The sequence below is a fragment of the Nostoc sp. C117 genome (assembly GCF_043099735.1).
In the GTDB taxonomy this organism is placed as follows: domain Bacteria; phylum Cyanobacteriota; class Cyanobacteriia; order Cyanobacteriales; family Nostocaceae; genus Nostoc.
Genome location: NZ_CP170991.1, coordinates 7,459,617 through 7,472,085, shown reverse-complemented (window position 1 = coordinate 7,472,085; position 12,469 = coordinate 7,459,617). Strand labels below are relative to the sequence as shown.

Sequence of the window (12,469 nt, the reverse complement as noted above, 5' to 3'; positions counted from 1 at the left end):
CCATACGATGAAGGCATAATATCGGCATTTAGTGCTGGTATGACTGTCAGGAGAATCATATCAAGTTTGGGTGATTACTTCTAATAAAATCTATCAATGTAGGTAGAGTTGTAGCTTGCTTCCCCGTAGGAGTACGGCAGTAAAACCCAACATAAATAATGATCAAATGTTGGGTTGCTCTGCGATAAGTCCCTTATCTACGAGACGCTGTTCCCATTCGGGTTTACGTTCTTCAACCCAACCTATAGATATTATTAAGTGTTTAACCGAACCTGATATCACTCCTACGCAAGTTAACTTCCAGTAAAGTAACCCCAGATATCATCCCAAATCTGGTTAGATTAGCCTGTTTCTCTAGAAGTGAGAATTTCGTGTGTGACTAGTTTTTCTAGTTTTCAGATGCTCATGTATTCACTTATGACTAAATTTTTGCATTATTTTTTCCAGTGGAGAACATCTCATGCAATTAGATCCAAATTCTTATCAAGGTTCCGAACAAGATACTCAAACGAATAGTGAAGATAAACTGAAACAACCCCGTGTAGCTAGCAAAAGTTTTTTTGGTAGTCATAGCAGACGCTCATTTCTTGGTCGCGCTGGTTTATTTAGTGCCACTAGCGTTGTTGCAGGAGTTTTAGGTTCACCTTTCTCCTCAAAGAACGAAAGAGATATTGGAGATGTTGTACAAGCCCAAGCCGTCAACAGGCGGTATAATAATCGGCCCTTCGACTACAGCAAATTTGTTGATAAAGCCTATCGAGTACGTCTTCAAGCAGCAACACTTGAACGAAATATTCCGATTCCGGCCCATTTGACCAACGGCGATGAAGAGCGTTATCACAACAAAATCGGCTCTGATAGTAGGGGACTACCGCATAACGAACGAGGTGAAGTCAATCTGGAAGCTTACAACTCTTTGACCAGAGCGCTGACAACACAAAACCCGAATGATTATGAAAATATCATCTTGGGTGGCACCAGAAAGCTGGTCAATCCTCAAGGTCCCCTAGCAATTAGCCTAGAAGGGATCAATGCAGCGCAAATAGCTGTACCGCCCCCACCAGCTCTAGCTAGTGCAGATCGCGCTGCTGAAGCAGTTGAACTCTACTGGCAAGCTTTACTCCGAGATGTACCTCTTTCCAAGCTCCAAAACAATACTGACAACCCAAAAGTCTTGGCAGCCGTCGAAGACCTCAACAAGCTTTCGGCGTTCCGAGGGCCAAAACAAAATGGTCGTGTCACCCCTCAAACTTTATTTCGTGGTAGTGTCAACTACGTCGGTTCCGGTTCAAGTACAAGATATGTTACTCCGCCAGGGGTGCTAGATGGGCCCTATCTCTCACAATTTTTGTTGCTAACTATTCCTTGGGGAACTCAGTCTGTTTCGCCATTGATTCGTACTGCTCTTCCTGGTAATGACTTTCTACTCAATTTCGAGGAATGGTTGGCTATTCAGAATGGAGGTAGTTCCGGGAAATCCATTAAATATGACCCCAAAAACCGTTACATAGCCACAGTTCGGGATTTAGGTGAGTATGCCCATATTGGCGGTCCTACATATTTAGGAGCCTCCTTAATTCTTGGTAGCATCGGTACTCCTTTGAATCCAGGCAATCCCTACGTCAGATCGAAGACCCAAATTGGTTCTAATGCAACCTTTGCAGTGGGACATTTACAAGCCTTGCTTAACTTGGGTAGCTCGCGTGTGATTAGAGCGTCATACTGGCAGAAGTATTATGTACACCGCATTCTGCGCCCAGAAGCCTATGGTGGACTAGTCTACAACAACGTTGTGAATAGAACTCAGTATCCAATTAATTCTGAGGTCTTGAATTCTAATGCTTTGGCTCAGACTTTTAGCACCTTCGGCACCTATCTATTGCCCCAAGCATATCCAGAAGCATCACCAACCCATTCCTCCTATACAGGTGGTGCGGCTGCCACTGCTGGCGTCAATGTCACACTGTTGAAAGCATTTTTTGATGAAAACTTTGTTATCCCCTCACCAGTAGTGCCCGATCCCAGTGACCCAACAAAAGTAATTGCTTACAGTGGGCCACCACTAACTGTAGGTGGTGAGTTGAATAAACTGGCAACTAACTATGCTATTGGTCGCGGTCACGGTGGTATCCATTGGCGTTCGGATGGTTCTGCTGCTTTGGCTTTAGGAGAAGAGGTTGCTATTAGTCTGCTCAAGGATGAGAGACTGGGTTATAACGAAATATTCAATGGCTTCACCTTCACCAAATTTGACGGTACAAAAGTCACCGTTTAAACCGATTTTTGGCATTACTAGGAGTGCTGAGTAAAGGTATTTTACTCAGCAACACCTTCACCAAAAAAGAGGATAAAGAGATAGAGTCGATTAAAAAACTTAGTTTGGAAAGTAATTTTATTGATATCAATTGCTTACATTCCTGACACAATACAAAGATTCAACAATATATTAACAAAAACAACCAACAGAATAGGGGTTGTTCATCTGAAATCCAAAATAATATAAATTTTAAGCAAAGTTGAATCTTATTGATGAACTACAGGTATTCAATTAGAACTAGCAAAATTGAGAATATTAGAGATGTAAAAAAACATTACTTTCTCACACTAATATTCATTCAGGGAATAGCGATCGCACTCTTATTCATCAATACAACCGCATTTGCAGCCACAGTCAATCCCTGTCCCCAAGGGATGGCGATGATTTCAGGAGGAACGTTCAAAATGGGGTCTGATAATTCCAGTTTTGTGGAGGAGCGATCGCCTGGAGACATAACGGTGACTGACTTCTGTATTGATAAATATGAGGTAACAAATTCACAATTTAGTGAATTTGTCAAATCTACAGGATATGTGACAGTTGCAGAGCGTCCCTTATCTCAAGAACAGTTTCCCGATTTACCCGATGAGCAGCGATTACCGGGTTCCTTAGTGTTTGAAATGGCAAAACCGGGTGTCAAGCAAGTTTCCTTTCTAAGTTGGTGGCATTGGACTACTGGCGCGAATTGGCAACATCCTTTTGGCTCAGACAGTGCTATCGCTAGCAAATCGAACTATCCAGTTGTTCATATAGCTTACGAAGATGCTCTAGCCTACGCCAAATGGTCAGGAAAATCCTTACCTACCGAAGCCCAATGGGAATATGCCGCCCGTGGTGGCTTGGATGGTGCAACATACACTTGGGGCAATGAATATTCTGAACATAGAGCCAACACTTGGCAAGGAATTTTTCCCTTTTTTAACACCAAAGCTGATGGTCACTTGGGCATTGCTCCCGTCGGTTCTTTTGCACCTAATGGTTATGCACTCTATGACATGACCGGCAATGTGTGGGAATGGACTACTGATTTCTTTCAAGTCGGACGCGATCCCAAATCCCATCAAATTAATCCTATTGCCTTAAATCAAAGCTTTGATCCCAACAAGCCTGATGAGTCAGCGTTACACGTCATCAAGGGGGGATCGTATCTCTGCGCTCCCAATTACTGTAGCCGCTTCCGTCCGGCGGCGCGAGAGTCAGAATCACCCGATACGGGAACTACTCATATCGGGTTTCGGCTAGTTAAAAATTTGCCTTCCTGCACACTACCTATAAATCCAAAATCCAAAATCTAAAATCCAAAATTGTATGACTGATCCTCACAAGAGAGATTCTTTGTATGCATCTCTGAAGTTAAGTTCTGGTGCGATCGCGCAGCGTCTCCGTAAAGCCCTTCGGGCATGGCTTCGCTTAACGCGCAGCGTCTCCGATAGGAGAAGGAGAATCGCCTTTTTGACAGCCCTAACGCTAATATTTTCTAGTCTCTTACCTCTACCTGCTTGGGCGGACTATGGCGACAAATTGCCATTACCCCAATCATCTTTTAAAGGCAAAATTGGCCTTACTTACAAAGAATCCGAACCAGACTTCCCCAAACCAATTAAGGCTCCAGAAAATGCACCAAACATTTTGCTGGTGTTGCTTGATGATGTTGGTTTTGGACAAACCAGCACCTTTGGCGGCTCGATCGATACGCCTAATTTAAACCGTCTAGCAGCAAGGGGATTGCGTTATAACCAATTCCACACTACAGCACTTTGCTCTCCTACCAGAGCCGCATTGCTCACGGGACGCAATCATCATTCTGTGAATACAGGTGTGGTTGAGGAGTTAGCCACAGGCTATCCAGGTTATACAGCGATTTTACCTAGAAGTGCGGCAACGATCGCTGAAGTCTTGCGAGACTATGGATATAACACAGCAGCCTTTGGCAAATGGCACAATACCCCAGACTATGAAACCAGTGCAGCAGGCCCATTCGATCGCTGGCCGACAGGTTTAGGTTTTGAGTACTTCTATGGATTTCTGGGCGGTGATACCAATCAATGGAGTCCGGCATTGGTGGAAAATACCCAACATATTCAGAAACCAAATCGCCCTGATTATCACCTCACCCCCGATCTAGCAGACCATGCAATTAAGTGGATTCGTACCCAGCAAGCGATCGCTCCTGATAAACCCTTCTTTACCTACTTTGCCACTGGCGCAACCCATGCCCCACACCATGCGCCCAAGGAATGGATCGACAAGTATAAGGGTAAATTCGATCGAGGTTGGGATAAATTACGCGAAGACATCTTTGCTCGTCAGCTAGCATTGGGTGTAATTCCCGCCGATACTAAGCTCACTCCTCGCCCGGCGGAACTTCCAGCTTGGGATTCCCTTACTCCCACCGAGCAGAAAGTTTATGCGCGTCAGGCGGAAGTATTTGCAGGTTTCCTCAGTCATACCGATGCACAAATTGGTAGAGTCATTGATGCCATAGACCAACTTGGTGAATTGGATAACACCTTAGTCTTTTTCATCGCCGGCGATAATGGTGCGAGTGCTGAAGGCGGCTTAACAGGTAGTATCAATGAATTAAAAGTCTTTAATGGCGTAGCAGAAAGTCCTCAAGAAGTTCTCGCGGCTTTAGATGATTTAGGTGGGCCAAAGACCTTCAATCATTTTCATGCAGCTTGGGCTTGGGCAGTGGATAGCCCCTTCCAATGGACAAAACAAATTGCTTCTCATTTCGGCGGAACCCGTAATGGTTTAGTTGTGGCTTGGGGCGAACGCATCAAAAATCGTGGTGGACTGCGAAGCCAATTCCATCATGTAATTGATATTGCTCCCACAATTCTGGAAGCTGTGGGGATTGAAGAACCAGAGGTAGTAAACGGTGTAAAACAACAACCCATAGAAGGTACTAGCCTTGTTTATAGCTTTGATAATCCTGCTGTACCATCCCATCACAAAACCCAGTATTTTGAGATGCTTGGCAATCGTGGCATTTACGATGAAGGTTGGGTAGCAGCCGCCCGTCATGGACGCTTACCTTGGGAGCGTGTCTCCAAAACCACCTTCGATCAAGATAATTGGGAACTATATGATATTACCAAAGACTTCAGTGAAGCCAACGATTTAGCCAAGCAGAACCCTGACAAGTTAGCGCAACTACAAAATCTATTTTTGAAGGAAGCAAAGAAATACAAAGTTCTGCCTTTGGACGATCGCTTACTTCAACGGTTTGATGTCAAAATCCGTTCCAACCTAATCACAGGACGCAATAACTTTACTTATTACACATCTGTTGCAGGAATTCCCGAAGGCAGCGCTCCCAATATTAAGAATCGCTCCTTTAGCATCACTGCCGATGTGGATGCTGCTTCATCTGGTACTGAAGGCGTTTTAGTCACCCAAGGCGGACGTTTTGCGGGTTGGAGTTTATTCTTGCAAGAAGGTAAACCCACTTTTGCTTACAACTTATTAAATAGCGATCGCACAATCATTCAATCTTCTCAACCAATTGCGATCGGCAAATCCCAAATCAAATTTGACTTTACTTATGATGGTGGCGCTCCGGGAGCAGGCGGTACTGGTAAGCTATCCATCAACGATCGACAGGTTGCCGAAGGCCGCATTGATAAAACCGTAGGCTACCGATTTGGTTTAGATGAAACCTTTGATGTTGGTCAAGATACTGGCACACCTGCCGTAGATACTTACCAAACACCCTTTGCATTTACCGGCAACTTACAACAAGTCACCCTGGAATTGAAGTAATAAGGACTGAGGATTGGGGAAAGGGGAAGGGTTAAAGGGTAATTAATTTTCCTCATCCTCCTCTGCCCCTCTGCCCCCTGCCCCTCCGCAACTCTGCGTGAAAAAAATCATGAACGAAATCTTGTCACTAATCGATAAACTCGCACTTTTCACATTTATCGTGTTCACCATGCTGGGTGCAGGGTTAAGTCTCACCGTACAACAGATTTGGGAACCACTCCGCAACCTCCGCTTAGTCATCTCATCGCTGCTGACAAATTTTGTGCTAGTGCCACTTTTTGTATATTTGTTACTACAAGTAGTACATTTAAGTGAACCACTAAGAGATGGCTTACTGATCATGGCAGTAGCATCAGGGCCTCCAGCACTACCTAAACTTGCCCATATAGTCAAAGGCAATATAGCTTTCTCGGTGGGATTAATGATGTTACTAATGCTGGGCACAATTTTTTATATGCCGATTGTACTGCCCTTAGTGGTGGAAGGTGTGCAAATTAACTCTTGGGACATTGCCAAACCCTTATTGTTAATGATGGTTAGCCCATTAATCATTGGGTTATTCATCAAAGCAAAATTCAGTGCGATCGCCCCCATTATCCAGCCGATTTTGTTCAAATTATCTAATGCTGGATTGCTTTTAGGTTTAGTAGTCAGGCTGATAGTTCACACTAACGATATCATTGGTTTATTACAAACAGGTGCAATTTTAGTTTGTGCTATTTTCATAGTCTTCTCCTTTAGCGTCGGTTATCTTTTAGGCGGCCCTGGTATCGATACCCAACGAGTGCTAGGAGTAGGAACAGCTCAACGTAATTTTGCCGCAGCATTATTAGTAGCTACAAGTAATTTTGAAGATCCCAGCGTCGTGAGCATCATCATGGTGACGAGTATTTTAATGATGATCGTAGTTTTGCTCGCCGGGCCAAAGTTCATAGAACTAGACCAAGGAATGGGTATAGAGATAGAACAGGTAGAAGGTTGAAACTCTTCTGACTGCAAAAATATCTCTATTACTCGCTTTTCAAAAGAAATCAAAGCAGGGTATCGCTACACCAAAACAAGATATTGATCTGATTGAGAAAAGACTAAAGCGAGCAAAAGAGCATTACGCAGAAAACTATAACCACCCCATCAAAAGTGATTATAGGGAATAAGACTTGATTTTATCTGAATGTCTGTGATACTCTGCCTTCATGCTTAAACTACAGTTATTTGATATGTTAACCGTAGTTTTAAGTTTACAGTGTGCATCAAATGGGAATCACTCCTTATGCCAAAAGATTGGTATGAATGGCACGACCTATACGACACTGAGCCAAAATTGCAGCAGCGTCTAGAAATCGTGCAGGAATATATTGCTTACAGCTTGAATGCGTCGCCATCTGGAACTATCCGTGTCGTAAGTATTTGCGCGGGTGATGGACGAGATTTACTAGGAACTTTAAAAAATCACCCTCGAATAAATGACGTATATGCACAACTTGTTGAACTTAGCCCCCAGTTGGTTGAGCGTGGACGAGCAACTATAGAGTCTTTGGGTTTAGCCAAGCAAATTGAGTTTATCAATGGTGATGCAACTCTTGCCACTAACTATGTAGGAGCAATACCAGCAGATATCGTGATTGTGTGTGGTGTCTTTGGCAATCTGGCTGATGAGGCTGAACTCAATCGCTTACTAGATAACCTGAGTTTTCTGAGTAAACCAGGTGCTTTTGTCATTTGGACTCGTGGACACTCCAACGGTATTACCTACTCTGACAATGTGCGGAAAATTTTAAGTGCATCTGGATTTGAAGAAGTAAACTTCAAGCTTACGGCTACAGGAGATATGGGTGTTGGTCTTAATCGATACCTTGGTGAAAACTTGGCTGCACCTAAAGAGCAACATTTATTTGTGTTTTCCGGCATTCCTAGTAAAGCGAGGTAAAAAATGTCTATTCAAAACACAGTGTCAACTTGGGAAGAAGTTTTAGAAACTGCTAGAAAAAATACCTCTGCACGTAGAGTAAAGAGGACAGGACAATCTCCTTCTACTGCACCAATACCCAGCAGTTTACATAAACTTCCGCCAAACACAGAACCGCCAGTCTTGCTTTATCGAGATACTAATTCCTGGTGTCCTTTCTGCGAGAGAGTTTGGTTTGCTCTGGAAGAAAAGGAAATTCCCTTTGCAACGGAGTTTATTGATTTAAGTAATAAACCTAAATGGTACACTGACCTAGTTCCCACAACCCTTGTCCCAGCAGCAAAAATTGAGGGAAAGTTAGTATATGAATCCAAAGATATTCTCTTAGCTTTAGAAGAAAGGTTTCCACATCCAGCATTATTGCCGGAAAATCCAGAGGAAAATGCTGTTGCTAGGCAGTTGGTTGAAGAAGCTGAGACTAATGGTTTTAAAGAGATTGCTTACAAATTTCTGAGAGAAACACCTGTAGATGCTGATGAGTTGGCATTACAAGCAGCATTTGAGGCGAAGTTAGATGAACTTGAACAAGCTTTGGCTAAATACCCTAGCCCCTACTTTGTCAGTACATTTAGCTTAGTTGATATTATGTATAGTCCCCATCTAGATAGATTGGCGGCTAATTTACCTGTGTATCGGAGATATCACCTCAAAGGAAATCCTCGCTTTCCTCGCATTAATACTTGGTTTGATGCACTTAATCAGCGTCCTGCTTATCACAGGGTGAAGTCGGATAATATTACTAATAATTTATTGTTGCGTCGCAGATGGGGTGTAGAACCGATTGGAAATCCTTTACCTCTGGATGCGGCAGATAGTGAGAAAATTCAATATCGAGCCGAAGCAGCTGAAAGACTGAGCGATAATCGGGAAGTTGCGATCGCAGATGTTATCAAAAATTCTGGAGTCCAAGCAATAGCCGCAGATGGTGATTTTACCACAGTTAAAGATGCTGTTGATTTTCACCTGCGACAACTGGCTGATTATCTGATTCATGGCAATGGCGAAACTTTACCGGGTGGTCGGACTGGTGGTAAAGATAGTAGTGTTGATCCCCTATTCGCTGCTGTGGGAGCTATTACTTTCGCATATTTGAGAAATCGCATCTGCGCCCCTCGTGATATGAGTGCTGGTGCAGCAACGGCGTTTCGGGCTGCGATCGATAAATTATTGACATCTGTTTATTAATTTTGTGGGCGTTGCCTTATGCACAGACGCAGCGAAAAGTCGGAGCGCCTCTCAATTCTGCCGTACTTTAGAAACTTTATTGAGGAAAGGGAATTGCTAACAGTCCATAGTGAAAATGAACTACAATTAACTGCTGATGTACTGGTAATTGGTGGTGGCCCTGCCGCAGCGTGGGCAGCCTGGGCAGCAGCATCTCAAGGTGTCAAAGTCATCATTGTAGATAAAGGTTTTCTGGGTACGAGTGGTGCAGCGGCGGCTAGTGGTAACGGCATCATGGCCCCTTCTCCAGAGAATTGGGACAAAGTTTTATCGGAGCGTTATCGCGTAGGAAAAAACCTTGCTGACTCACGTTGGATCGAGCGTGTTATCGAAAAAACCTGGCTGAGTTTGCCCCTAGTAGAAAGTTGGGGCTATCGTTTCCCTAAAGAAGATGGGGAATCTGTGCGTCAGAGTTATTATGGCCCTGAATATATGCGGGTACTTCGTAAAAACCTTTTGCGTGTTGGTGTGCAGATTTTCGACCAAAGTCCTGCTTTAGAGCTTTTATTGGCTGACGACGGCTCAGTAGCTGGTGCAAGAGGTGTGCAGAGGCAAGATCATCGTACTTATACCGTTCGTGCTGGTGCAGTAGTCTTAGCGAATGGCGGTTGTGCATTCTTGAGTAAAGCATTAGGTTGCAATACTAATACAGGTGATGGATTGCTGATGGCAGTGGAAGCCGGCGGCGAACTTTCTAGTATGGAAGCTTCCAATCACTATGCAATTTCAACGGCTTTCAACGCCACTGTAACCAGGGGTGTCCCCTTTGGCTGGGCTAGTTATAGTGATGAAGCAGGCAATGATCTGGGTGGCTATATCAATGGTCGTCGAGATCCCTCATTTCTCCCTAATGCCCTGCTGAAAGGCCCCGTTTATGCTCGTTTGGATCGAGCCACACCGGAAGTTAAAGCAGTGATTGAAAAGTCTCATTTCATTGCTTTTCTACCCTATACAAAAGCTGGTATTGACCCATATACAGAACCAGTGCCTGTGACACTTGTTTTAGAGGGTACAGTCCGTGGTACAGGTGGGATTCGGATTGTGAATGATAATTGCGCTACAAAGGTTCCTGGCCTCTATGCTGCCGGTGATGCCGCATCGCGGGAGTTTTTAGCTGGTTTAGCTTCTGGAGGTGGTGGCCCCAATGCTGCCTGGGCAATCTCTACAGGGCAATGGGCTGGAGTTGGGGCAGCGGACTTTGCTAAGAGTCTGGGCGCTCATGCAAATGAACGGGTTGCGCGTCCTACTGGTCAAGTGGGATTGCGATCGCCTACGGTGGGCGGAATGCCATCGTCCTCAACCACTTCTGAAACATTCGATAGTGAGGCGATCGTGCGCGGTGTACAAGCCCAGATGTTCCCGTTGGAGAAGAATTACTTGCGTTCTGAGCAGGGACTTTTGGATTCTCTCGCCAAATTAGAAACGCTGTGGCAGCAAGTACAAGGGAACCCTAAACAAGATACAGTCCGTGATGTGGAATTTTCTCGGCGAGCGGCTGCTCTGACAGCTGTAGCACGATGGGCATATTTTAGCGCGTTGCATCGCACGGAAACGCGCAGCGAACATATTCGCATAGACTATCCCGAAACCGATCCAAATCAGCGTTATTACCAAGCAACAGGTGGCTTAGATAAGCTTTGGGTAAGGCGTGATTGGATTACGGATGCGATTGCTACACCACCAGTAATTACCACTCAAACCACACCCTCAGTATCAAAGTTGTAGCAGGAGCATATCATGATCGAGCTTGTCAGCCATAAACTCTGTATCAATTGCAATTTGTGCGTCCAAGTTTGCCCCACCAATGTCTTTGACTCCGTACCTAATCAACCACCTGCGATCGCCCGCAAAGAAGACTGTCAAACTTGTTTCATGTGTGAAGCATATTGCCCTGCGGATGCACTCTATGTTGCGCCTGAATCTCATACCAATGTTGCAGTCAATGAGGATGATTTAATTGAAAGTGGCATCATGGGTGAATATCGTCGCCTTTTGGGTTGGGGATATGGCAGAAAAAATAATAGTGAATTGGATACGGCTCATAAACTGCGCCAATTACCGCGTCCTTATCAAAGTTAATTTGGACTCTCTAAAGCACTTTTTGTTGTAGTTCTGGAAATACCTTAGAGACTTTATTCAAAAGATAATCGCCATAAGTCCCGCGAAATTCGTGGACACTGGCTTTATCCCAGCGATCGCTTTTATCATCATTCACTAATACATCGTTTAATTAAATGGGTTTGACTTCAACGTTGAAATTGGGATCAAAGAAGAATGGAAATGACAGGTAATGACTTGTTGATAAGTTCTGAACGCGGTGCGGTGTTTGCGCTCGAGCATATCCCCAATGTTGCATACGAACAAACTAGGAATAGGAGGTGCATCTATCCAACCAGACTTGAATTTGACTTGTAATTGGCACTGTCCAATGTAGACGTTATTTTAAAAAACAATATTAATGGTCAATGGTAAAGCGACGCAAGTAAAGACACCAAACCTCTTCTAATGGTAGCATTTCTTCTCCTACCCAAGCTAACCACAAAGGTTTGGTCACTCGTTCATTGCCTTGTGTATTGAGACGTTCAACCCTCATCAGTAACATTGGGCTTGTAGCAGCCTGACGCAAGTGTAAATCTTTCCACAACTTAACACGCACACGTCCTAATTTTGGGTCATTCATTTCCAACACAGATGTCGCTTCACTTCATGTTATTGGTTCATTGAGCTTAAATTTATCACCATACTTCTTGGGACGGCCAATCCCTGAATAAGCTCCTGGTTCACCCCATAAACACAGATTTGAGCATAATCGAACGAGAATATCTGCGGGAATATTGCCAAAAGGGGCGCATCCATATTCACTATCCCTAACTGAAATCGGTCTAACAGGTAAATATTTACACACCTGTTTTAGTTGCCAAGCAACTTCCCAACTCTGATGGTAACGATTAATAGTTTGTATTTTTTCTCCAGAGCCAACTTGCCATAGCGTGATATTTGCGGTTCCGGCAATTGCTAAAATTCTACCATCTGGGCTGAAAAGTACTGGATCTGAGTCTCCAGGGTCAGTATCACCTTCAACGTAGTCAGTGTTGATGGCACTAATCAACCTACCAGTTACAATTTCCCATATTGCGAACTCGGACATACTATGCTGAGTAGCTAAAAAGCTTCTGTCTAGACTGAAGATAATTTGG

The 12,469-nt window shown here is 44.1% G+C and carries 11 protein-coding genes; 8 read left to right on the top strand and 3 right to left on the bottom strand.

Annotated elements, in window-relative coordinates:
- Positions 1 to 460: 460 nt before the first annotated feature.
- The 8 genes from ACFG4S_RS31975 (at position 461) to ACFG4S_RS31940 (ending at position 11,351) form a co-directional block, all read left to right on the top strand.
- A complete protein-coding gene (locus ACFG4S_RS31975) occupies positions 461 to 2,275 on the top strand; it encodes a vanadium-dependent haloperoxidase (RefSeq protein ID WP_392532876.1) in 1,815 nt (604 codons plus the stop codon).
- 254 nt (positions 2,276 to 2,529) lie between these two features.
- The gene (locus tag ACFG4S_RS31970; protein ID WP_392532875.1) at positions 2,530 to 3,612 is read left to right on the top strand and encodes a formylglycine-generating enzyme family protein; all 1,083 of its coding nucleotides are present in this window, start codon (positions 2,530 to 2,532) and stop codon (positions 3,610 to 3,612) included.
- Between the two features lie 13 nt (positions 3,613 to 3,625).
- Positions 3,626 to 6,082 carry a sulfatase-like hydrolase/transferase gene (locus ACFG4S_RS31965; protein ID WP_392532874.1) on the top strand — a complete coding sequence of 819 codons (2,457 nt, stop codon included), beginning with the start codon at positions 3,626 to 3,628 and terminating at the stop codon, positions 6,080 to 6,082.
- A 109-nt stretch (positions 6,083 to 6,191) separates the two neighbouring features.
- Positions 6,192 to 7,064 (top strand): bile acid:sodium symporter family protein, encoded by an 873-nt coding sequence (locus tag ACFG4S_RS31960; RefSeq protein ID WP_392532873.1) that lies wholly within the window; start codon positions 6,192 to 6,194, stop codon positions 7,062 to 7,064.
- A 288-nt stretch (positions 7,065 to 7,352) separates the two neighbouring features.
- Positions 7,353 to 8,009 carry a class I SAM-dependent methyltransferase family protein gene (locus ACFG4S_RS31955; protein WP_392532872.1) on the top strand — a complete coding sequence of 219 codons (657 nt, stop codon included), beginning with the start codon at positions 7,353 to 7,355 and terminating at the stop codon, positions 8,007 to 8,009.
- A gap of 3 nt (positions 8,010 to 8,012) precedes the next feature.
- Entirely contained in the window at positions 8,013 to 9,233 is a 1,221-nt protein-coding gene (locus ACFG4S_RS31950; protein WP_392532871.1) for a glutathione S-transferase family protein, read from the top strand.
- A gap of 18 nt (positions 9,234 to 9,251) precedes the next feature.
- Entirely contained in the window at positions 9,252 to 10,997 is a 1,746-nt protein-coding gene (locus tag ACFG4S_RS31945; RefSeq protein ID WP_392532870.1) for an FAD-binding protein, read from the top strand.
- Between the two features lie 12 nt (positions 10,998 to 11,009).
- Positions 11,010 to 11,351, top strand: coding sequence for a 4Fe-4S binding protein (locus tag ACFG4S_RS31940; RefSeq protein WP_392532869.1), 342 nt, complete (start codon positions 11,010 to 11,012; stop codon positions 11,349 to 11,351).
- Positions 11,352 to 11,361: 10 nt separating this feature from the next.
- Here the strand turns inward: ACFG4S_RS31940 and ACFG4S_RS31935 are convergent, their stop codons facing one another.
- The 3 genes from ACFG4S_RS31935 to ACFG4S_RS31925 all read right to left on the bottom strand — a co-directional run bounded on the left by ACFG4S_RS31935 (position 11,362) and on the right by ACFG4S_RS31925 (position 12,420).
- Positions 11,362 to 11,487: a hypothetical protein gene (locus ACFG4S_RS31935; RefSeq protein WP_392532868.1), complete on the bottom strand. Its 126-nt coding sequence runs from the start codon at positions 11,485 to 11,487 to the stop codon at positions 11,362 to 11,364.
- 240 nt (positions 11,488 to 11,727) lie between these two features.
- Positions 11,728 to 11,952 (bottom strand): hypothetical protein, encoded by a 225-nt coding sequence (locus tag ACFG4S_RS31930; RefSeq protein ID WP_392532867.1) that lies wholly within the window; start codon positions 11,950 to 11,952, stop codon positions 11,728 to 11,730.
- A gap of 24 nt (positions 11,953 to 11,976) precedes the next feature.
- Complete coding sequence (locus tag ACFG4S_RS31925; RefSeq protein WP_392532866.1) at positions 11,977 to 12,420, bottom strand: hypothetical protein; 444 nt, start codon at positions 12,418 to 12,420, stop codon at positions 11,977 to 11,979.
- Positions 12,421 to 12,469: the final 49 nt, after the last annotated feature.

Coding starts and splice junctions, on each gene's coding strand:
- ACFG4S_RS31960 (WP_392532873.1), top strand. CDS start 6,192: ATGAACGAAATCTTGTCACTAATCGATAAACTCGCACTTTTCACATTT.
- ACFG4S_RS31930 (WP_392532867.1), bottom strand. CDS start 11,952: ATGAATGACCCAAAATTAGGACGTGTGCGTGTTAAGTTGTGGAAAGAT.
- ACFG4S_RS31965 (WP_392532874.1), top strand. CDS start 3,626: ATGACTGATCCTCACAAGAGAGATTCTTTGTATGCATCTCTGAAGTTA.
- ACFG4S_RS31925 (WP_392532866.1), bottom strand. CDS start 12,420: ATGTCCGAGTTCGCAATATGGGAAATTGTAACTGGTAGGTTGATTAGT.
- ACFG4S_RS31950 (WP_392532871.1), top strand. CDS start 8,013: ATGTCTATTCAAAACACAGTGTCAACTTGGGAAGAAGTTTTAGAAACT.
- ACFG4S_RS31955 (WP_392532872.1), top strand. CDS start 7,353: ATGCCAAAAGATTGGTATGAATGGCACGACCTATACGACACTGAGCCA.
- ACFG4S_RS31945 (WP_392532870.1), top strand. CDS start 9,252: ATGCACAGACGCAGCGAAAAGTCGGAGCGCCTCTCAATTCTGCCGTAC.
- ACFG4S_RS31970 (WP_392532875.1), top strand. CDS start 2,530: ATGAACTACAGGTATTCAATTAGAACTAGCAAAATTGAGAATATTAGA.
- ACFG4S_RS31975 (WP_392532876.1), top strand. CDS start 461: ATGCAATTAGATCCAAATTCTTATCAAGGTTCCGAACAAGATACTCAA.
- ACFG4S_RS31940 (WP_392532869.1), top strand. CDS start 11,010: ATGATCGAGCTTGTCAGCCATAAACTCTGTATCAATTGCAATTTGTGC.